Below are 18,572 nucleotides of genomic sequence, written 5' to 3' on the forward strand. Positions count from 1 at the left end.
TAAAAATGTAGCCCTTTGTTCGTTTATTGATAATTAATACCTCAATTTGGCATGGTTGATGAATATTCCTGATTTTATGTATTAAATGGTAATGGGTTTCTGGCAAAAGGGTTGGTGGTTGATAATAGTTTTCATGCTTTCAGGTTGCGGGGTTTTTCAGAAAATCAGAAAAACCAATCACCATGGAATAGAAACGGACGATTTTGATTTACCTGTGATTGCTTATCCCGCTACTGATGTTTCGGCCAAAAAACTGCTGTTGTTTTTCTCTGGTGATGGCGGCTGGCTTGATTTTGAGGATCGGCTGGCAACAAGCTTTTCGGAACAGGGTTTTCAGACCATAGGATTTAATTCCAGGAGTTACTTCTGGTCGGCCAGAACACCGGCACATACAGCGGACGATATCGTATTGCTGATCAATAAATACGCTGCAAAATATAAAACAAACAGGATCTACTTCTGCGGTTATTCATTTGGCGCCGATGTAGTCCCTTTTATCTATAACAAGCTGCCTGCACATCTTAAAAACCGTGTAGTAGCGCTCGAATTATTGTCGCCCTTTGCCTCCTCAGATTTCATGGTGCATACCTCAGACCTGCTGAACATTGCGGCGGACGACCGGCCTTATAAAGTGCAGCCTGAAATTGAAGCTGCACGTGTACATATTTTCTGCTTTTATGGTGAAGATGAAGATCCTAAACCTATGGCTGCGCTACAGAAGAAAAACTTTTTTCTGAAACTGCTGCCGGGTGATCATCATTATGAACCTGCTGGTTATCCGGCAATATTAAAGGCAATGCAAAGACTTAGAAGAAATCAATTATTTAGACAGAACAGACAATGAAAGCGATCGTAATTACAGAGAAAGGCGGACCAGAGGTTTTGAAATTAATGGAAGTTGATAAACCTGAGCCTCAGGGGAATCAGGTCTTGGTCAGAATCATGGCAGCGGGTGTGAACAGGAGTGATGTGATTTCAAGAAGCAGTAAGGGTTATGGCAAACCGGTGGAAAATGAAGTCCCGGGGCTGGAGATTGCAGGTGTAGTAGAAGCGGTAGGGGCAGATGTACAACGATGGAAACAGGGAGATAAGGTTTGCGCCCTGGTTGCGGGTGGTGGTTATGCGGCTTACAAAACGGTTGATGAGCGTTTGTGTTTACCTATTCCTGACGGTCTGGATTTTATCGAGGCTGCTGCCTTGCCCGAAACTATCTTTACGGTATGGTATAATGTATTCAAAACTTCCCGCTTTAAATGGGGTGAAAATTTTCTGGTACACGGCGGTACCAGCGGTATTGGCGTGACGGCGATACAGATGGTGGTGGCCATGGGTGGAAAGGCTTATGCAACTGCCGGCAGTGTGGAGAAATGTGAATTCTGTGAAAGCCTGGGTGCATCAATGGCAGTGAACTATAAAGAAGAAGATTTTGTGGCGCTGCTGAAACCTGTGGGAATGGATGTGATCCTGGACATGACGGGTGGGGAGAATACCCTGAAGAATATGGAAATTATGAATCCTGATGGTCGCATGGCCTATATCAATGCGATGACCGGTACCAAATCAGAAATTGATATTCTCCAGCTGATGAGCAAGCGGCTACAGCTGACGGGAAGCATGCTGAAACCACAGACGGATGATTTTAAGGCAGAACTGACCTGGGAGATTGAAACAGTGATCTGGCCACTGGTAGCTGAAGGTAAAATTAAGCCGGTAGTACACCAGGTATTTCCTTTGGCAGAGGCAGCAGATGCGCATCGCCTGATGGAAAGCAGTACGCATATAGGCAAAATTATATTGAAGGTTGGAGATGAGTTTCATACCTTTGCAACCACACACATATTATAACAATGAACAGTCATATCACAAGGATCCAGCAGGTTATTGAGCCGCTCAGACAGGAAATTATCAATCATAAAGTATACTCGGTTATTAACGATTTGGATGATCTGAAGGTATTTATGCAGTATCATGTGTATGCGGTGTGGGACTTTATGTCGCTATTAAAATCTTTGCAGATCAACCTGACCTGTACAACTACGCCATGGTTTCCGGTGGGGAACGCAAATACACGTTACCTGATCAATGAAATTGTCGCCGGAGAGGAGTCTGATGTGGATGGTGAGGGAGTAAGGAAAAGTCATTACGAGATGTACCTGGAAGCGATGGAGCAATGCGGGGCAGATACGAATGTAATTGCACAATTTATTGTTGCATTAAAAGAAACAGGCTCCCTGACTAAGGCTTATGAAATTGCAAATGTACCGCAGGAGGCCAGGGAATTTATGGAATTTACGTTTAAAGTGATTGACGGTAAGGCATCTCATTTGCAATCGGCCGCCTTTACTTTCGGTCGTGAAGACCTGATTCCGAACATGTTCATCTCGATTGTGAGAGATCTGAATGCAAAATTCCCTGATCAGTTATCGCTGATTAAATATTACCTGGAGCGCCATATTGAGGTGGATGGTGATCATCATAGTCACCTGGCACTGGAAATGACTGCGGAATTGTGTGGCGAAAATGAAGATTACTGGAAAGCCGCAGAAGAAGTAACGATTGCATCCCTGCAGCAACGTATTAACCTGTGGAATGGCGTTTACAATGAAATTGTAAATACTAAAAATAATGTACCTGCTTAATGGAGGTGCTGATCAGAGAAATACTACCGGAGGATAATGAAGCCATGGCGCTGATTATCAGGAATAGTCTGACAGAGTTTGGACTGAACATTCCGGGTACGGCTTATTTTGATGAAAGTACTGACCGGCTGTATGAAGCTTTCCGGGTAGAAAAAAGCTGCTACTATGTTGCGCTGGATAGTGATGGAAAGCTGATTGGTGGTGTAGGGATTTATCCTACAGACGGTTTGCCGGAAGATACGGTGGAGCTGGTAAAGATGTACCTGATTCCGGAACAGCGGGGTAAAGGGCTGGGTAAATTATTAATGAAAAAATGCATCACCTTAGCGGAAGAGCTGGGGTATAATAACATATATCTGGAATCTATGCCACAGCTGAAAGATGCTGTTTCGGCTTATCAGAAACTGGGATTTGAATTACTGGACGGTCCGATTGGGAATACAGGACATTATTCGTGTTCGATCTGGATGCTGTACAAGCGGGGTAATTCCTGATCTGTTGAACAGGATCTGCAGCTCATTCCGTATTTAAATGAGCTGCAGATTATAATAGCTGTTCAGCTGCTGAGTTATTCAGAGATCAGCCTGATATCATGATCACCAATAAGGATAAGTCTTTCCTTGTATAAAGCGCCCGTAGTTTTCTTAAATGCCTTTTTGCTGATCTTCAGCAGGTCATAAATATCCTCAGGTGAACTTTTGTCGCCCAGGTTGATTACACCTTTGTTTTCTTCCAGCATTTTAATCAGGACTTCCTTAGTGTCAAGAATATGGCCATAACCCATCGGCTGTAAGCTTAAATCAATCTTTCCGCCTACGCGTACTTTCTTGATCCACCCTTTTCTTACTTCGCCGGGATTCAACTGATCAAATAGTTCATTCTGATATAATAAGCCTATATATTTATTATCAATGATGGCATTGTAACCCAGGTCACTGCGGTCCGCAATTAACAAACTCACCTCATCACCTTCTTCGAAATTGATTTCCTCTTCCTCTACGAAGTTGGTTAGCCTCGAAGAAGCCACCATACGGTCGTTACTGTCATCAAGGAAAACATAAACCACATGTTTATCACCTTTAAACATCGGGCGTTTCTGTTCCTTTTCAGGTACATAAATATCTTTATCGATACCAATATCCATGAAAACACCGTTCTCTCCATCTTCTACAACCGTCAGATAAGCGAAATCACCTACACAAGCCAGGGGTTTCTGCGAAGTAGCATGCAGCCTGCCATCTTTATGCATATAAACGAACACATTGATATTATCGCCTGTTTCTGCATCTTTTGGCACATGGTTGTATGGTAACAAGGCTTCTTTATCACCGTCTGAAAGGATCAGCCCTGCTTCTGTTTTGCTTGTAATTCTGAGTTCGTTGTATTGTCCTATCTGTATCATGGTATTGTGTTATTCGATCTGCAAAGGTAGCAATATCATTTAGAATGGGCGGCAGAACATTTTTAATATAAAAACGTTAATACCGTTATTAATAGATATATGGACAACAATAGCATCATTCCGGTTAAAACGGCATTTCCACCAATAGTAGACGAGACTTGTAACGTGCTTTTGCTGGGCACTATGCCGGGCGACCGCTCCTTGTTAATGCAGCAATATTACGGACATGCGGGGAACCATTTCTGGAAGCTGATCTATACGCTTTTTGATGCAGCTGTTGAACCTGATTATGAAGCAAGGAAAAGGTTTTTACTGGCGCATGGAATTGCTTTATGGGACGTGCTGGAATCCTGCACCTGTGTAGGTAGTCTGGACAGCAATATCAAAAATGAAGTGGTAAATGACTTTGCTTTATTTTATAGCGAGCATCCTGAGATTGCGCATGTTTTCTTTGACAGCAAAGCTGCGGAAAAGTTTTACCTCAAACATGTGGGTAAAAGTGAAGGTAAGACTTATCATCTGCTGCCCTCACCGAGTCGTGCAAATGCCTCAAAAACATTTGATCAGAAGCTGGAATTGTGGAAGGAGCTGCTGCTTTATGTCAAATAAATTTTATTGCTGAATAAAAAAAACCTGATCGCTTATATTTGCGCAGGAATGACAACTACGATCACAAAGAACAAACACAGGATATTTTTAAGTACTTTTTTCTTCATGTCCGGATTCAGTTTTGCCACCTGGGCATCACGGATTCCAACGATTAAAATGGCCTTTGGCTTTAATGAAGCGGAGCTGGGCAGTATTTTACTGGCGATGCCGATAGGCTCCCTGCTAGGTCTGCCTATTTCCGGCTGGCTGGTATCAAAGTATAACAGTCGTGTGCCGCTGGCGGTAGGTTATGGCCTAAATGCCCTGTCGCTCGCCCTGATCGGGTTTACACATGCTACCATTAGCCTGGTAGCTGCGGTAGTATTGTTTGCATTTACTACGCGGATCTTCAATATTTCAGTGAACACGCAGGCGATCACGTTACAAAAGCAATTTAGTCAGAAGATCATCGGTTCTTTCCACGGTTTCTGGAGCACAGGAGGTATTGCCGGGGTAGCTTTTTCTACTTTCTTGCTGGAGTTTAATACCCCTATTCAAACGCATTTTTTAATAGTTGCCATCATTACTTTACTGATTACCTGTTATTCTTACCGCTATCTGCTCAAAAATGACCGGGCAGAGAAAGGGAATAAGATTATTGTGGGGAAGCCGGATCCGTATATACTTTACCTGGGACTGGTTGTATTCTTCTCTGCGATTTGTGAAGGGGGAATGTTCGACTGGAGCGGGATCTATTTTAAGGAAGTGCTGGATGTAAAAATCTTTACTTACGGCTACCTGATATTTATGACCTTTATGGCAGCTTCAAGGTTCCTGTCTGATATCATTATTTCACGATTCGGCATGCCTGCCACCTATATCATGAGTGCTACATTTATTGTTTCGGGAATTGGACTGGCGATTATTGTGCCGCAGTTCTGGACAGCCATGATTGGTTTTTCGCTGGTAGGTTTTGGTACTGCGGCTGTAATTCCAATGTCTTACGCCCTTGCGGGAGCCTCTAAAAAATATTCTCCGGGAATGGCTATTTCCATTATCGCTACCTATTCCATTACGGGTATGTTGCTTGGTCCGCCGCTGATCGGATACCTGGCGCATGCATTTAACCTGAGGGTTTCTTTTATTGTGTTCGGTTTTTGCGGACTGATGCTGATTCCTATCTCGCAGCTGTTTTTTAAGTATCAGAAATCCGTGCTGGCGGAAGAGGTATAGCTTTGACGCCACTTTCAGAAAATAATTAAAAAAAATTGAGCGCTTATACAATAATATTCAAACCGGAGCGTCTATATACCTGAGAGCGTTAATTTAGATGAACGGGGATATGGTGAAAACGATATCCCCGTTTCTTTTATTACCGGATTTCTGCGTTTAATCTGGCTACTCAAACAATAGCTGCAACAGGAATGTTATTGACTAAAACATATCATCATGGCAAACTTCGCTGACATCATTAATTCTGATAAACCGGTATTGGTAGATTTTTCTGCAGAATGGTGCGGACCCTGTAAAATGATGGCTCCTATCCTGAAACAACTGAAAGGCCTGATCGGGGAGAGTGCAACGATCTTAAAAGTGGACGTAGATAAAAATCCTGCGGTTTCTGGTAAATATCAGATCCAGGGTGTGCCTACACTGATTCTCTTTAAAAATGGGGAGATTAAATGGCGTCAGTCGGGCGTAATCCCTGCCAACCAGCTGCAGAATATTATTGAAAGACATACGGCTTCTTAAAGAGGCTGATAAATGATTTGAGACACTTACTTCAGTTCCTTCATGCGGTAAACCCGACGGTCAACATCGCTCATATAAAAGTATCCCTGGGCATTGCCTGATATATTTCCATCTGCATTCACCGGCACACTGGAGAACAGCCCGTTCCAGTCGGTCTCTAAAAATACTCCGTACAAATATTTGGCATAACCTGCAGAGATGGAGATTTTGTAGATCAAAATGACATCCTCTGCGCCAAGGCTAAAAGTGCGTTTTAAATTGGTTAGGGGGTATAATGAATTTGGAGAACCAAGAAAGTGAGTATAGTTGTAATATTGTACCTGGTCAAATCTTTCGGTGCTCCATGCAGGAATGCCTGTATAGCTGATCCACCATTTGTTTGGATTCAGATAACCGAATGTATGTTTAGGAATGGTGCCGTTATATTTTCCGTCAGCAGTTTTAGTAACGGAAAAGGGTAGGAAATCATCGATGATATTCACCACCTGTCTTAACGTATCTGCTGCTGTATAAGTTTTATTATTATAGCGGATGGTGAGCGTATAGGCCTGATTGTAATTGGGCTCAGCAATTTTTGGAGCCGAATACACACCAGGTGTGCTGGTTTCCCGGAATACCATATCTTTTTTACCATCATTTACAGTGACAACCGCTTTTCTGATTGGCTTAGGTAATGAATCCGGATTAGTGGAAGGTTTACTAAGCCGGAGAAACTGACTGGTATTAGCTGTATTCATTCCTCCTTCAACGGCCAGGTCATACTGACGTGCGGGCGCAGCAAAGGATAATTCATCGGAATTCTTTTTACAGGAAACCAGAAGGAATTGCAGCAGCAATAACAGGAGGATAAATGATGGTTGTTTCATGTTAAATTTTAAAGCTGTAAGCCACCCATGGATAAAATCCGAAGGCATATTCCAATGCACTTTTCTGCGGTTCTGCTGCGTTTGTATTCAAATGATAATATAAAGGGTTTTTCCTGTTGTATAAGTTATAGATACCTACGGAAATTGTGCTGCCCAGGTTTCGTTTTTTAGATAAAGGAGATTCCATTTTATATTGTGCAGATAGGTCCAGGCGACTAAAATCAGGGAATCTGGAAGTATTCCTGCCTTCAAAAATAGGGACATTGATGCCGTCATGCTGGTAATATCCTGTTGGTAAGGTGAGCGGGCGACCTGTAGCATAGGTGAAAAATGACTGTACGGAAAGCTTGCTGTTAAAGTTGTAGGTGGCAGTCAGCTTCAGCTCATGAGGGATGTCATAATTAGCGGCAAACCTGTTACCCTCATTGATTCCGTCTATGGTGCGGAACACCCTGGTATAGGTATAGGCGAGAACTCCTGTAAACTTACCTTCTGTTTTGTTGATCTCCACTTCTAGGCCGTAAGCATTGGATTGCCCCGCTTTCAATTGATTTCTGATATCCGGGTTCTGAATGATCTGGGCATGGCCAATCAAATCCAGCTGATGATACATCTTTTTTAAATAAGCATTCATCAGCAGGGAAAAGCTGTTTGGCGAATATTTATAGCCGGCAGAGAAGTGATCTGCGTGCTGTGGTTTGATGGTGGCAGATGCTGGTATCCAGGGTTCCAGGGATGAAAAGGCCAGGGTGCTGTTTTGGATGAGTTGCAGGTATTGGTAATTCCTGTTATAAGTAAGGAAAAAACGTTGTTTTGGGGAGAGCAGGTAGCTGATGTTTACACGCGGTTCGGGATTGATAAATGTTTTGTGGTCTTCCTGTTCCAGGCGGTTACCGTTCTCATCGAACACATCAAGGCGCTCCTCTGCATTTTTAAATATACCTAACCTTAAGCCGTAGTTTAGGGCAAAGCGACCGATGTAAATTTGCTGATGATAGTAGGCGGCAGATTCCAGGGACCTGTCTTTAGCGATGTTAAATTCGGTACTGATAGCTTTGTTGGTTTCCCCGGGAATAAATCGGTGGTAGGTACTGGTAAGACCAAATTTAATCAGATTTTGTGGATTATAATAATAAGTATAGTCGGCCTTTAGCGTAAGGTCTTTCACGCCGGTGCTCCACTGACTTTTGCTGGAAAGTGTATCGGCATTCAAATCCAGCAGGTTGCTGTAATTGCTGTAGATAGCAGATACGTTGAGGAAGAGCCGGGCATTGAATAAATGATTCCAGCGTAGGGTAGAAGTGATATTTCCCCAGTTATTGCTGAAAGAATTTTCTGACAAGAGGTGATCCTTTCCACCATAGATGGAATAGAAAAGACTGTTGTTGCTGTTCAGTTTGTAGTTTGCCTTGGCATTGAGGTCGTAGTAAACAGAGCTTGGATTAAAGAGCTTGAATTTGTTATGGAATACGTCGAGCAAACTTCTGCGGAAAGCCACAATAAAAGAACCTTTTTCTTTAACAATAGGACCTTCTGCAGCGATGCGGGCCGACATTAAACTGATCCCGCCATTGAGATGGTATTCTTTGTTGTTTCCTTCGGCCATGCGGTTTTCGATCACAGAGGAGAGCCGGCCGCCATAGTTTGCCGGCATATAATCTTTGTAAACCTGCAGGTTATTGATCGCATCGGGATTAAATACTGATACCAGTCCGTACAGGTGTGAGGGGTTATAAATCACCGCTTCATCAAGCAGGATCAGGTTCTGGTCTGAATTTCCACCCCTGATAAAGAGTCCGGAGCTCCCTTCGGAAATTGCTTTGATACCATTCTGCATCTGCAAGGCTTTTACGGCGTCCGTTTCCCCGGCGTAATAAGCAGTGTGGCTAAGTTGTGCAGGTGTGAAATTCTGGGCATTCAGCAACAGTGGATTTGGTGTTAAATTTTGCCGGATGTGAACTTCAGCAAGGTTATTGGCAACGGCAGTCAGTTCCGCTTCAAGTTCCTGTTCTTTATTTAATATCAGTGTAACTGTTTTGGTTTCATAACCCAGGCTGGAGATCTTGACTTCATGTTTTCCGGCGGGAATACTGATGGAATAAAAGCCATATTGGTTGGTCAGGATTCCTGCTTTAAGTGCGGGGACAAATACCGTGGCGCCGATGATAGCCTCACCACTGGCCATGTCCCGGATATGACCGTGGAGGGTATAAATTACTGGCTTAATTTCAGTAATTACGATATCATTGCCCACCAGGCTGAAAGTGAGCGGTAGATCGGTAAACACCTTTTCCAGTAGCGTACTGAGCGGCATTTGATCGGCATGGATAGGTGTTGTGCGGTATTTTCTGAGCAGATCGGGATCGAACGAGAAACTTGATTTCGTCTTGTTTTGCAGTTTTAATAAAACAGCAATCAGCGAATCTGCCGTTAAGTGAATGCTAACGGGCTTATTCAATACGCCGGCTTGCTGTGCAGATAGTTTACCTGTTTGCAGAATGATCACAAATAAACACAGTGCAATAATTTTGTTCAACATATCCTATCATCGCCGCTGTGGTGTTGGCAGCGCTAATATATAATTTTAATCTGCAGAAAGGGTATATCCATTTTTTGTATTGCTGATGCTGCATTGTAAAGTTGCAGCGATTACGTTCAGCGCACTATCGGGCGTCTGGTAATGCAGGTGGGCGGTTAATTTTTTTGTTTTGAGTTGATTGCCTGAAATGGTGACCGGGGTATGGTAAACTTTACTCAGCTGGCTGGCGACTTCCAGCAGGGGCGTTTCTGTGAAAACAAAATCCTTATCCATCCATGATTTATAATTTACATCCGCATTTTTCTTTGCGACAAGCTCACCTGTTCCTGAATGATATATGCCTGTGTTTCCTCCATCAAGCAGAATAGATTTCTCGGTTTTAACCTGTTTGAGTGCAACTTTACCTTCCTCCACTGTAAGGGTTACATCTTGTTTATTTTTAATGATGTTGAAGCTGGTACCAATATCCTGTGCCTGTACCTCTCCCATATCAACTATAAAAGGATACCTGCTCTTGTGTACGACGTGGATAAACACTTCCCCGTTTAACAGTTCAACATGACGTTTAGTGTTAAACTGGCTGGCGACGTACCTTAAAGTTGTTCCGCCATTGAGGTTAATCTGTGTGCCATCGGGCAGATAAACGCTTTTCACTGCAGCATTCATCTCATTTTTAACTACGGTATAACGACTATCGCTAAAGAAATAATAGCCGATAGAAAAGACGAGTAATACAGATGCTGCAATGCTGAACCAGATGCTTGTACCACTTTTGCGGCCAACCGGGGTGTTGTCATCTGCGGCACTGATTTTTTTATCCAGTACTGCCCATGATTCCTGTGCAGTATAGTATTGTTGTTCATACAACTGATCTATATTTCGCTGTACGGAGACAAATTCCCGGTAGGTGCTTTCATTCGCCACACTTGAGCTGCGCCACTGTTCCAGCAAGTGTTTGTGATCCGGACTAATGGAATTGTCCAGATCGTCAATAATCAGTGAATAAATAAATTCTTCGTTTGTTTCAAACTCTTTCATAGCCTGCAATATTAATGCCTCCAGTATTTTAATAAAATCAGCGCTGCCAACCATATATTCAGCTGCTGATTTTCAAGGTGTTCACGTAATTTCTGGAAGCCGTAGGTAAGATGGTTTTTAACTGTTTTCACAGATATCTGCATCTGAGCTGCGATTTCCTGTTGTTTTAATTTTCCAAAGCGGCTTAAGTACATCACTTCTTTACATTTTGGAGGGAGAATATCCAGTGCCTTCTCCAGGCTCAATAGCAAAGATTCCTTTCTTTCCCGCTCTTCCTGCTCCTGTTCATCACGAACCTGTACCTTCATGTATACTTCCTGTTTGCCGCTTTCTGTTTTTTCTTTTTTTATATAATTGAGCGATGCATTTACCACCGCTTTGTACAAATAACTTTTTACCGAATACTGGATGGTCAGCTGCTCAGCTTTATTCCAGATCATCAGGAATACATCATGTACAATCTCTTCTGCCGCTGTCGCCTGACGTACATAACGGAGGGCGACCGCAAATAACTGCCTGTAATGTTCTTTATATAAGGCTTCAAACACCTTTTTATCCTTTGCCCTGATGGCATCAATAATCTCCTGCTCTCTGCTCATCCGGCTTATTTCTGCTTTAAGGTCAGGCTCCCTGAAATTTCCGGTGAAATAGCAGGCGTGCCGATGGCTAAAAACCAAAGCCCTTTCAACAGGTTACGTTCTTGTAAAGGATTAAGCGTTAAAGATCCCGTAAGGGGAAGTTTTGCCGGCGGTATATCCTTGTTTTTATAAATCTCACGAATCAGCTCTCCAGCTGTTCCTTTTGCACCACTTCTCAGTGTAATCAGTGAGGGGGTGATGCTATCATAAACCAATGTATAGGTGAGCAGCTTAAGCTGCTCATCATATGTTCCCTTTAAAACTCCAACACCAGGAGAAGCAACGTTTGTCCCTTTTTTATCGATCCGCGCCGTAATGATATAGGTACGGATAGGGGGCTCAAGCTTCGCTTCCTCTTCAACCTGTTGCTTTTTACAAGACAACAGGATACATATACTTAAAATCACACCTGGCAGTACATAAAACAGCAGCTTTTTCACCTTCATTTGAATTCAAAACAGAAGGCTAAAATACTAATTATGACTTAAAAGATGTTAAATGTTTTTATACTCAGAAAACTTTGTTCTATAGACCGCTGACGGTAAAAATTCTTGTAATATCCGCGCAGGAAAAATAGAACGGAACGCCCGATTACTTCTTTGATCCAGCGGAGGTCATCTACCAGTTCATGTGCGGTAATTTCTTTATTTACGTCAAATATTTGTGCTTTGGCGGTGGACAGCGCCTTAGCATAAGGTTTATAAATGTGTTTAACTACGTTCCTGTCCAGTATATATACCGGATTTGATAAACAATAATTGTCTCCTTTCAGGTAGTGAAAATCATGGTAATGGTAAAATACAAGATCGAAATTTTCATTTCCTTCCATTACAGTGCCTTTAACTGCCTTAGCCTTATCATTAAAACTGTATTGCTGAACGTTCCATGGTGCAACACCTCCGCCAAGGTGTTGCAATACATGGACGCAGTCGAACCGCGTAGTCCAGTCGTCAAGATATTTCTGATCTCCAAATTTATTGTCTTCCATTCTGTTAAAACACCAGGTTATACAGGCATCTACCCACCAGTTCAATACCTCCATGCCAGCTGCATTGTTTTTAAAAGTGACAAATTGTACGCAGTACACACCGCTTGTAGCACTTTGATCGTATTTAGGTGTGTACCTGTGTTCTGTAATGAGCACTGATTGCTCACCCATTTCTGCTACCAGCGCAGTTGGATCACTGAAAAACAACAAATCTGCATCTATATAGGTGCAGTGATCCAGATCAAAAGCTGCTATACAATATTTTATGGTAGAGGATGCACAGGTCCAGCAGTATTCTCCGGCAGTCCGGCCGCCTTTAATGTTCAGCAGTCTTTCATTCTCAAATTCACGGAGGCTTACAATAGTGGCATGTTCCAGGTTCATTTTGGACAACAGTTCATAGCTGTTGCTGTCAAAAGCAAAGATGTACAGATGGAAATCTTCACAATGCTGTTTCAATGAATTATACATGGCCAATCCCCGTGAAAGGTAGGTGGTGTTAAATAGGGTACAGAATTTAAGCATATCTGGTCGTATTTTGAAGATAAAAACCTTTATTGAAGCCTTCCGGCTGGTTGTCAATAAACATGATCTGTTCGCCTTCTACATAAGGAGGCAGTTCACAGATAATGTTGTATTTGTTGTTAAAGTGTGTCAAAAAGTTATGTTCATTAAAGAACCATGAGGGGTATGATGCGTCATATATTTCTGGTGGCACGGTTTGTAAAGTGAGCCTGTCTGCTGGTCCGTAATGAAATGCAGTACGGTCAAATACAATAAAGTCAAAATCATAGCTGTTAAGCTGTTGAAGAAAAGCGTGTGGTTCCGGCAAATACTGCACACTGCTTGACAGCAGGATCAGATCGATTTCTTTATCTTTCAGGCATTCATCTATTGAAGCATAAAACTTTAAATGTTCGTCTTCAAAATTCTCTTTTCCGCAATTGATATAATGATCCTGCTCAACAATATTCCAGCTGGAACAAACAGCTGTGCCAATGAAATCTTTTACCTGGTAATAGGTACTGCCTAATGATCCGCCAAAATCGAGGACATGAATTGGTCTCTTTTTTAACGCAGCACTTTTTAGCAGGCAAGCCATCAATGGGAAAGGATATTCTTTTTTGTCAAATAAAACAGAGTCCCGCTCATAAACTGCCGTTCCGTTTTTTACCTGCAGCAGGGCATCTCTTGTTTTGTTAAGGATAGTTGCCTGATCATATCCGCCTGCTGCGGCAGAGACATCCTGCCATGATGGATAATTTCCAAACCAGCCGTATTGCGGTTTTTTAGGTTTTGAGGAAAACAGTTTGAACATAATGCCTTAGTGATTTCGGGTTTTCATGTGCATGACAACTGTTTCCTGAAAAGGTCCTATAAGGAAATAAGAAAATTTTATGAGGGAACCGGTTTTATTATTGATAACTTTAAATCGTTGCCGGGAGATAGGAACGTCAATTAAAAACCAAATATAGATTTATGAAGAGATTAGCTGTATTACTGCTGTTGAGTGTTATTTTGATAAATGCTAAAGCACAAAGTAAAGATGAAGCCGAGGTGGCTGCGGGAGTAGAGAAATTACGGACCGCGATGATCAGTGGTAATAAAGCGGAGCTGGAAAGCATATTATCAGACGACCTGACTTATGGTCACTCTGGTGGTAAAATAGAAAATAAGGCATCTTTTGTGACGGCGATATCCACCAGGAAATCTGATTTTAAGATGATTCAGCTGAATGATCAGACAATTTCGGTAACAGGTGATGTTGCCGTAGTAAGACATTTACTCGTGGCCGATACAAATGATGGCGGGAAGCCTGCGAATATCCATTTGGGTATAGTGCTGGTGTGGAAAAAGACTAGAGGACAGTGGAAAATGATTGCAAGGCGTGCTTTCCATGTCCCGGTATAAAATATGTTGAGATAATGAATGAAATTGAATTGTCGGGAGCTGATGAGATCCTGAACTCCAGAAATGCATCAAATGCAGCAATTATAAAAAAGGACGTGGCTGGCGTGGCTAAATACTGGATGGACGATATTGTGGTCATTTCGGGAGAAGGAACGTCTTACGTCGGAAAGAAACTGTTATGTAAGGTGTGGACAGAGATGTTTGCCGTGAAGGTACCGCCGGTTTTTGAGCGCCTGCCTGAGGAAATTGTGATGGGTGACAGTAAGGTGATTGCCTGGGAAAAAGGCACATGGAATTATAAAAATGAGACATTCCGCGGCAATTATGCGGCAATGTGGCGTAAAGTTAATGGCATGTGGATGACCCAGTCGGAACTTTTTGTGTCGCTCGACTAAGATGTCCGCCAATTGAACCTGCTAGTTCATCAGCAGGTTCAGCATTTCTTTTACTTCTTCGAGTTCCCGCTCTAATCGTGCCACACGCTCTTCCAGCAGCTTGTTGGTTGCTTCCGGCGTCGAGCCTTCCGGGTTTGTCGTTTCCGTTGTATCCTGAGTTTCTGTTATTGTTCCAAACAAATGTATATACCGTGCTTCTTTTTGACCGGGTTTCTTTTCCAGTTGTTTTACATAAGGGGGCTGGTCTGATGCCAGCTTTTGCAGGATCTCCTGCACATCTTCTATCGTATCAAATTCATATAGCCGGGCAGCATTTGTATTGATCTCTCCGGGGGTCAGGGGACCTCTTAACAGGAGCAGGCAGAGTATAGCCAGTTCTGTGGGCAAGAGAGGATATACAATTGCCAGATTATGCTTGTATTTTGTACTGCGGCTACCGGCTCCTGTTGCAGTTCCTGTCAGGCCTTTTATTTTTAAGGCATTGAGGGTAAGGGTTACTGTTTCCTCATCATAGTTCACTACCGGATTCCTGGATGTTTTCTGATTACAGGCTGCTGTCAGTGCAGCAATAGTCATTGGATAATAATCGGGCGTTGTTTTGCTTTTTTCTATCAGTGCACCCAGAACACGTTGTTCTGCTGCAGAAAGTATGATTACTGATTCGCTGGTTTCCATGCCCATAAATATATAAATATTTAAAAAGGCAGCGATGAAGATTTAAAATAGTTTTATCCAAAGATTTAGCAGGCTAAAATGGCGTCAATTAGTTGGAAATGCATTTTAGTCAGATTTTTTTTCATATAATCAAAAAAAAAGTAGTTTATGTGTTTTGATTGTATGTTTTTTGTTATATATTCGGAATTAAATAGACAATTGATGCAATTTTATCTGATTAGCGCTTTACCAGATTAGTTTGTTGTAACATATTTTTTATTTCTTGAATTCTGATCATAAAATTTGTCGTCAGAATTGATTTTTGAAAATGTGCAGGTTATATAAACTGCGAAAGAAATAGGCTTCGGCCTATAATAGGTAGTTAATAAAAGAAAATGCTGATGGATGTCAGCATTTTCCTTTTACATCCTTTTTAATGAGTTCTGAATAATAATTCAACAATGTGTGGATTATTGCTACAATTACAATTTCTCTCTTTATCTTTAATTTGCTGATTTTCAGTTATTTCATTTATTGTGCCAGTACTGGCACTATTATGAACCTATACTGTTCAGAATTAATAATTGAATTTAACAGGTCGTAAGAAAGATTTATATCATATCATTCATTGCTATCAAAAAAACAAATTTTATGAAAAACTTAATTTTAACAGCAACAGTATTAGCATTCGCAGGTATATCAACAGTAAAAGCTTCGGCGGTTAAAGAGCCGGTAGCAATTACCATTCGACAAGACAGTACTACGAAAGTACCTGTAAAAATTGAAGAGCTTCCTGCTCCCGTGACAACTACGCTAAAAGCAGATGCTTACAAAGACTGGGCACCAACTGCTGCGTTCTTGGTAACCAATGCTGACAAAACACAATACTACCATATAGATGTTAAAAAAGGAACTGAAGTTGCTTTTATTAAAATCAATAAAGATGGTGTGGTTGTTCAATAAGCCTCATTCAAATTATAATATCGTTAGAGAGCCGGAGCAATCCGGCTTTTTTATTAACATATATTTATTTTTTTTATAAAAATTGTTTTTGTATAACGTATTGTTCTACAGATCTCTATCAAGATATAATATGCTTAATTTTACATTATACATTTCCGGATTATTTGTTATCCACATCTATTGTTAATAACGTTGTGGATAAACAGACTTATCAACATAAAATGTGGAATACTATGTGGAAAGCTGTGGGAAACAAAAAAGCAGCCAGTTTTTAAATACTGGCGGCCTGGGGTGATGTGTGAAATTTATCTTTGTCTGTTACCCTGAGACCTGTTATTCCTATTGGAATTATTGCCTTTTCCAGCGTTACTGTTATTATTCTTGCTGGCTGCCACTCTGTTTGTATTGCTTTGCACTCTGCCACTCCTGGCGGATGCATATCTGCTGTCTTTGCTATCTCTTATATTGCCCTGCTGTCCTTTGTAGTTTTTGTATTTGCTATATTGCTGAACATGCGACTGGTGAGCTAAATAAGGTTTTGGATTATTCATTACAACCTTATAAGAATTGTACAGATTGTAATCTTTATATCTTGAGGGAAGACTTCTTCTTGTAATCCACCTTCCGTTTTCCAGGTATACATATTGTTTTGCGGGTACATTGTAATACACATCCATGTCTGGCAGATAATAGTAATCTACATGATCATATCCTGTAGGTCCCCACTGTGGCTGTGAACCAATATTAACGCTAACATTTACTTGTGCCTGAGTGCTGATGCTGCTTAACGAAGCTACTCCGATTATTGCAGCTAAAATGATTCTTTTCATTATTTGTGTGTTTTATATCAGGTATATTCCAAACGATGTGCCATCAGAAGGCAAATTAGGGGAGCGTTCTATTAATGCGGTGAATGTGCCGACCAATAAGGTGGATGTGCCGACAGAAAGTATCATTTTCAGCCACCTGATTTTTGTTGCAGAGCGGCATTTCTGTCTTATTTCGGCTAAATCACTACATATTTGTCCCATTAATCAATATCTTTAAATGATGACTGACGTATCTTGTGCATTAATTCTGGATGATAATTATAACGTGCTGGTCGCTCAGAGGAGTGCTGTTATGCGTCTTCCTCTGAAGTGGGAATTTCCGGGCGGTAAAATAGAGGAGGGGGAAACTGCAGAAGAATGCCTGATCAGGGAGCTTATGGAAGAGTTGGGTGTGAAGGTTGAGGTTACTGATGTTATGCTGCCCAGTGCGTATAATGATGGAATGCAGTCCATCCGTCTGTTTCCATTTCTGTGCAGAATTGTGGCAGGAGAAATCATACTCCATGAACATGCTGCCTATTTATGGCTGCCGGCTAATGAATTGACAGCGCTGGATTGGGCGGCGGCAGATATTCCGGTGCTGGAAGCCTACTTGTTAAAACTATTCCCGTCATAGGCTGTTTTGTAATAAATTTATATTTATGAACTCATTTTTCAAAACGATCATAGCCGGCTGGGGCGCGAAGAAACTAGGGGGCGGTTGCCTGTCTACTATTGTAATATTTGTTATTATCTATATGGCTTTAGGCCAGTGCAGCAGAACACCTCAGCGTGCTGCGCTGAATACTTCTCCTGCTACTGAAAACAGGAGATAATCTTCTAAACTTTAAAAGGACTGGATTACAGCATCAGTTGAAATAAGAAACGGGGAACAGCCAGGCGGCTGCTCCCCGTTATCTAATTAACGCTCTCAGGTATATAGACGAGTAAATATCTTTATTATTGTGCGCGGTGAAAAATATTTTCAATCCTTCTGATATTTACTGCATATTCTATGCAGTTATTTGATATGTTCCTTCATGTATTGTAAGTTTGTGGTGATAAAACCAGATCTGAACCCCCTTTATTTCACGTATGTGTAAATAATTGATTTAAACCAACCTGAACAGAGGAATGAAAAACGCTGACCTTACCAGTCAAGAGAATATGTTTTACAGTCTTATTAATGAAATTGAAAAGGAATATTATATCTATTTCGGATTAAAGGCTATCCAGAAGTCACTGGAAACAGAACGTATTTATGATCATTTTATACTAGATAGTACTACCGGGCAACTGAATTTTCTCACAAATAGTGATTTGCCTGAAGAGATCAGAGAGATGATTCTCTCGGCCTATCAAAGATTTTTTCACCCATAAAAGCCCTTTA

General features: G+C 41.6%; 24 protein-coding genes. 14 read left to right on the forward strand and 10 right to left on the reverse strand.

Features of this window, described 5'->3' with window-relative positions; all coding sequences use genetic code 11:
• Nucleotides 1-133 precede the first annotated feature (133 nt).
• From OQX62_RS05395 to OQX62_RS05410, 4 genes are read left to right on the forward strand one after another with little or no spacing between them, the layout of a single operon-like run.
• Nucleotides 134-844 (forward strand): AcvB/VirJ family lysyl-phosphatidylglycerol hydrolase, encoded by a 711-nt coding sequence (locus tag OQX62_RS05395; RefSeq protein ID WP_265830390.1) that lies wholly within the window; start codon nt 134-136, stop codon nt 842-844.
• Nucleotides 841-1,845 (forward strand): NAD(P)H-quinone oxidoreductase, encoded by a 1,005-nt coding sequence (locus OQX62_RS05400; protein WP_265830391.1) that lies wholly within the window; start codon nt 841-843, stop codon nt 1,843-1,845. The genes OQX62_RS05395 and OQX62_RS05400 overlap by 4 nt, the downstream gene beginning before the upstream one ends.
• Nucleotides 1,846-1,847: 2 nt before the next feature.
• Nucleotides 1,848-2,639, forward strand: a complete 792-nt coding sequence (locus tag OQX62_RS05405) for a DUF3050 domain-containing protein (RefSeq protein ID WP_265830392.1) — start codon at nt 1,848-1,850, stop codon at nt 2,637-2,639.
• Nucleotides 2,639-3,133, forward strand: a complete 495-nt coding sequence (locus tag OQX62_RS05410) for a GNAT family N-acetyltransferase (RefSeq protein WP_265830393.1) — start codon at nt 2,639-2,641, stop codon at nt 3,131-3,133. The genes OQX62_RS05405 and OQX62_RS05410 overlap by 1 nt, the downstream gene beginning before the upstream one ends.
• 74 nt (nt 3,134-3,207) lie before the next feature.
• On the opposite strand, the gene OQX62_RS05415 is transcribed toward OQX62_RS05410, so the two are convergent.
• Nucleotides 3,208-4,041, reverse strand: a complete 834-nt coding sequence (locus OQX62_RS05415; protein ID WP_265830394.1) for a S1 RNA-binding domain-containing protein — start codon at nt 4,039-4,041, stop codon at nt 3,208-3,210.
• 99 nt (nt 4,042-4,140) lie between these two features.
• Between OQX62_RS05415 and OQX62_RS05420 the strand changes: the two genes are divergently transcribed.
• The 3 genes from OQX62_RS05420 (at nt 4,141) to trxA (ending at nt 6,381) form a co-directional block, all read left to right on the forward strand.
• Nucleotides 4,141-4,650, forward strand: coding sequence for a DNA-deoxyinosine glycosylase (locus tag OQX62_RS05420; RefSeq protein ID WP_265830395.1), 510 nt, complete (start codon nt 4,141-4,143; stop codon nt 4,648-4,650).
• 48 nt (nt 4,651-4,698) lie between these two features.
• Complete coding sequence (locus OQX62_RS05425; RefSeq protein WP_265830396.1) at nt 4,699-5,862, forward strand: MFS transporter; 1,164 nt, start codon at nt 4,699-4,701, stop codon at nt 5,860-5,862.
• A gap of 216 nt (nt 5,863-6,078) precedes the next feature.
• On the forward strand, nt 6,079-6,381 hold the full coding sequence (gene trxA, locus OQX62_RS05430) for a thioredoxin (protein ID WP_265830397.1): 303 nt from the start codon (nt 6,079-6,081) through the stop codon (nt 6,379-6,381).
• A 26-nt stretch (nt 6,382-6,407) separates the two neighbouring features.
• Here trxA and OQX62_RS05435 read toward each other — a convergent pair whose 3' ends face one another.
• Genes OQX62_RS05435 through OQX62_RS05465 form a run of 7 tightly spaced genes read right to left on the reverse strand, consistent with a single transcriptional unit; the run spans nt 6,408 to nt 13,768 of the window.
• Nucleotides 6,408-7,247, reverse strand: coding sequence for a hypothetical protein (locus tag OQX62_RS05435; RefSeq protein ID WP_265830398.1), 840 nt, complete (start codon nt 7,245-7,247; stop codon nt 6,408-6,410).
• Between the two features lies 1 nt (nt 7,248).
• Nucleotides 7,249-9,786, reverse strand: coding sequence for a TonB-dependent receptor (locus OQX62_RS05440; protein ID WP_265830399.1), 2,538 nt, complete (start codon nt 9,784-9,786; stop codon nt 7,249-7,251).
• Nucleotides 9,787-9,831: 45 nt separating this feature from the next.
• Nucleotides 9,832-10,824: a FecR family protein gene (locus OQX62_RS05445; protein WP_265830400.1), complete on the reverse strand. Its 993-nt coding sequence runs from the start codon at nt 10,822-10,824 to the stop codon at nt 9,832-9,834.
• 11 nt (nt 10,825-10,835) lie between these two features.
• Complete coding sequence (locus OQX62_RS05450; protein WP_265830401.1) at nt 10,836-11,423, reverse strand: RNA polymerase sigma factor; 588 nt, start codon at nt 11,421-11,423, stop codon at nt 10,836-10,838.
• Nucleotides 11,424-11,428: 5 nt separating this feature from the next.
• Nucleotides 11,429-11,908 (reverse strand): hypothetical protein, encoded by a 480-nt coding sequence (locus OQX62_RS05455; protein ID WP_265830402.1) that lies wholly within the window; start codon nt 11,906-11,908, stop codon nt 11,429-11,431.
• A 38-nt stretch (nt 11,909-11,946) separates the two neighbouring features.
• The gene (locus OQX62_RS05460; protein WP_265830403.1) at nt 11,947-12,975 is read right to left on the reverse strand and encodes a glycosyl transferase; all 1,029 of its coding nucleotides are present in this window, start codon (nt 12,973-12,975) and stop codon (nt 11,947-11,949) included.
• Complete coding sequence (locus OQX62_RS05465; protein WP_265830404.1) at nt 12,968-13,768, reverse strand: TIGR04325 family methyltransferase; 801 nt, start codon at nt 13,766-13,768, stop codon at nt 12,968-12,970. The genes OQX62_RS05460 and OQX62_RS05465 overlap by 8 nt, the downstream gene beginning before the upstream one ends.
• A gap of 161 nt (nt 13,769-13,929) precedes the next feature.
• Between OQX62_RS05465 and OQX62_RS05470 the strand changes: the two genes are divergently transcribed.
• Together OQX62_RS05470 and OQX62_RS05475 are read left to right on the forward strand one after the other, a co-directional pair.
• A complete protein-coding gene (locus OQX62_RS05470) occupies nt 13,930-14,361 on the forward strand; it encodes a nuclear transport factor 2 family protein (RefSeq protein WP_265830405.1) in 432 nt (143 codons plus the stop codon).
• A 14-nt stretch (nt 14,362-14,375) separates the two neighbouring features.
• Nucleotides 14,376-14,756: a DUF4440 domain-containing protein gene (locus tag OQX62_RS05475; RefSeq protein WP_265830406.1), complete on the forward strand. Its 381-nt coding sequence runs from the start codon at nt 14,376-14,378 to the stop codon at nt 14,754-14,756.
• Nucleotides 14,757-14,777: 21 nt separating this feature from the next.
• On the opposite strand, the gene OQX62_RS05480 is transcribed toward OQX62_RS05475, so the two are convergent.
• Nucleotides 14,778-15,431 carry a YceH family protein gene (locus OQX62_RS05480; protein ID WP_265830407.1) on the reverse strand — a complete coding sequence of 218 codons (654 nt, stop codon included), beginning with the start codon at nt 15,429-15,431 and terminating at the stop codon, nt 14,778-14,780.
• A gap of 630 nt (nt 15,432-16,061) precedes the next feature.
• Here OQX62_RS05480 and OQX62_RS05485 point away from each other — a divergent pair.
• Nucleotides 16,062-16,373, forward strand: a complete 312-nt coding sequence (locus OQX62_RS05485; RefSeq protein ID WP_265830408.1) for a hypothetical protein — start codon at nt 16,062-16,064, stop codon at nt 16,371-16,373.
• Between the two features lie 305 nt (nt 16,374-16,678).
• Here OQX62_RS05485 and OQX62_RS05490 read toward each other — a convergent pair whose 3' ends face one another.
• A complete protein-coding gene (locus tag OQX62_RS05490; RefSeq protein WP_265830409.1) occupies nt 16,679-17,203 on the reverse strand; it encodes a hypothetical protein in 525 nt (174 codons plus the stop codon).
• On the opposite strand from OQX62_RS05490, the gene OQX62_RS05495 reads away from it, so the two are divergent.
• The 4 genes from OQX62_RS05495 (at nt 17,190) to OQX62_RS05510 (ending at nt 18,562) form a co-directional block, all read left to right on the forward strand.
• The gene (locus OQX62_RS05495; protein WP_265830410.1) at nt 17,190-17,420 is read left to right on the forward strand and encodes a hypothetical protein; all 231 of its coding nucleotides are present in this window, start codon (nt 17,190-17,192) and stop codon (nt 17,418-17,420) included. The two genes, OQX62_RS05490 and OQX62_RS05495, sit on opposite strands and share 14 nt — an antisense overlap.
• Nucleotides 17,421-17,819: a (deoxy)nucleoside triphosphate pyrophosphohydrolase gene (locus tag OQX62_RS05500; protein ID WP_265830411.1), complete on the forward strand. Its 399-nt coding sequence runs from the start codon at nt 17,421-17,423 to the stop codon at nt 17,817-17,819. It abuts the gene before it with no gap.
• A gap of 25 nt (nt 17,820-17,844) precedes the next feature.
• Nucleotides 17,845-18,018: a hypothetical protein gene (locus tag OQX62_RS05505; RefSeq protein WP_265830412.1), complete on the forward strand. Its 174-nt coding sequence runs from the start codon at nt 17,845-17,847 to the stop codon at nt 18,016-18,018.
• 298 nt (nt 18,019-18,316) lie between these two features.
• A complete protein-coding gene (locus OQX62_RS05510) occupies nt 18,317-18,562 on the forward strand; it encodes a hypothetical protein (protein ID WP_265830413.1) in 246 nt (81 codons plus the stop codon).
• Nucleotides 18,563-18,572 lie beyond the last annotated feature (10 nt).

This window comes from Pedobacter sp. MR2016-24 (genome assembly GCF_026239655.1).
Classification (GTDB): Bacteria; Bacteroidota; Bacteroidia; order Sphingobacteriales; family Sphingobacteriaceae; genus Pedobacter.

What these genes read in the sequence shown, in the direction of transcription:
- OQX62_RS05395 (WP_265830390.1), top strand. Translation starts at nt 134, where the DNA reads ATGCTTTCAGGTTGCGGGGTTTTTCAGAAAATCAGAAAAACCAATCAC.
- OQX62_RS05400 (WP_265830391.1), top strand. Translation starts at nt 841, where the DNA reads ATGAAAGCGATCGTAATTACAGAGAAAGGCGGACCAGAGGTTTTGAAA.
- OQX62_RS05405 (WP_265830392.1), top strand. Translation starts at nt 1,848, where the DNA reads ATGAACAGTCATATCACAAGGATCCAGCAGGTTATTGAGCCGCTCAGA.
- OQX62_RS05410 (WP_265830393.1), top strand. Translation starts at nt 2,639, where the DNA reads ATGGAGGTGCTGATCAGAGAAATACTACCGGAGGATAATGAAGCCATG.
- OQX62_RS05415 (WP_265830394.1), bottom strand. Translation starts at nt 4,041, where the DNA reads ATGATACAGATAGGACAATACAACGAACTCAGAATTACAAGCAAAACA.
- OQX62_RS05420 (WP_265830395.1), top strand. Translation starts at nt 4,141, where the DNA reads ATGGACAACAATAGCATCATTCCGGTTAAAACGGCATTTCCACCAATA.
- OQX62_RS05425 (WP_265830396.1), top strand. Translation starts at nt 4,699, where the DNA reads ATGACAACTACGATCACAAAGAACAAACACAGGATATTTTTAAGTACT.
- trxA (WP_265830397.1), top strand. Translation starts at nt 6,079, where the DNA reads ATGGCAAACTTCGCTGACATCATTAATTCTGATAAACCGGTATTGGTA.
- OQX62_RS05435 (WP_265830398.1), bottom strand. Translation starts at nt 7,247, where the DNA reads ATGAAACAACCATCATTTATCCTCCTGTTATTGCTGCTGCAATTCCTT.
- OQX62_RS05440 (WP_265830399.1), bottom strand. Translation starts at nt 9,786, where the DNA reads ATGTTGAACAAAATTATTGCACTGTGTTTATTTGTGATCATTCTGCAA.
- OQX62_RS05445 (WP_265830400.1), bottom strand. Translation starts at nt 10,824, where the DNA reads ATGAAAGAGTTTGAAACAAACGAAGAATTTATTTATTCACTGATTATT.
- OQX62_RS05450 (WP_265830401.1), bottom strand. Translation starts at nt 11,423, where the DNA reads ATGAGCAGAGAGCAGGAGATTATTGATGCCATCAGGGCAAAGGATAAA.
- OQX62_RS05455 (WP_265830402.1), bottom strand. Translation starts at nt 11,908, where the DNA reads ATGAAGGTGAAAAAGCTGCTGTTTTATGTACTGCCAGGTGTGATTTTA.
- OQX62_RS05460 (WP_265830403.1), bottom strand. Translation starts at nt 12,975, where the DNA reads ATGCTTAAATTCTGTACCCTATTTAACACCACCTACCTTTCACGGGGA.
- OQX62_RS05465 (WP_265830404.1), bottom strand. Translation starts at nt 13,768, where the DNA reads ATGTTCAAACTGTTTTCCTCAAAACCTAAAAAACCGCAATACGGCTGG.
- OQX62_RS05470 (WP_265830405.1), top strand. Translation starts at nt 13,930, where the DNA reads ATGAAGAGATTAGCTGTATTACTGCTGTTGAGTGTTATTTTGATAAAT.
- OQX62_RS05475 (WP_265830406.1), top strand. Translation starts at nt 14,376, where the DNA reads ATGAATGAAATTGAATTGTCGGGAGCTGATGAGATCCTGAACTCCAGA.
- OQX62_RS05480 (WP_265830407.1), bottom strand. Translation starts at nt 15,431, where the DNA reads ATGGAAACCAGCGAATCAGTAATCATACTTTCTGCAGCAGAACAACGT.
- OQX62_RS05485 (WP_265830408.1), top strand. Translation starts at nt 16,062, where the DNA reads ATGAAAAACTTAATTTTAACAGCAACAGTATTAGCATTCGCAGGTATA.
- OQX62_RS05495 (WP_265830410.1), top strand. Translation starts at nt 17,190, where the DNA reads ATGATTCTTTTCATTATTTGTGTGTTTTATATCAGGTATATTCCAAAC.
- OQX62_RS05490 (WP_265830409.1), bottom strand. Translation starts at nt 17,203, where the DNA reads ATGAAAAGAATCATTTTAGCTGCAATAATCGGAGTAGCTTCGTTAAGC.
- OQX62_RS05500 (WP_265830411.1), top strand. Translation starts at nt 17,421, where the DNA reads ATGATGACTGACGTATCTTGTGCATTAATTCTGGATGATAATTATAAC.
- OQX62_RS05505 (WP_265830412.1), top strand. Translation starts at nt 17,845, where the DNA reads ATGAACTCATTTTTCAAAACGATCATAGCCGGCTGGGGCGCGAAGAAA.
- OQX62_RS05510 (WP_265830413.1), top strand. Translation starts at nt 18,317, where the DNA reads ATGAAAAACGCTGACCTTACCAGTCAAGAGAATATGTTTTACAGTCTT.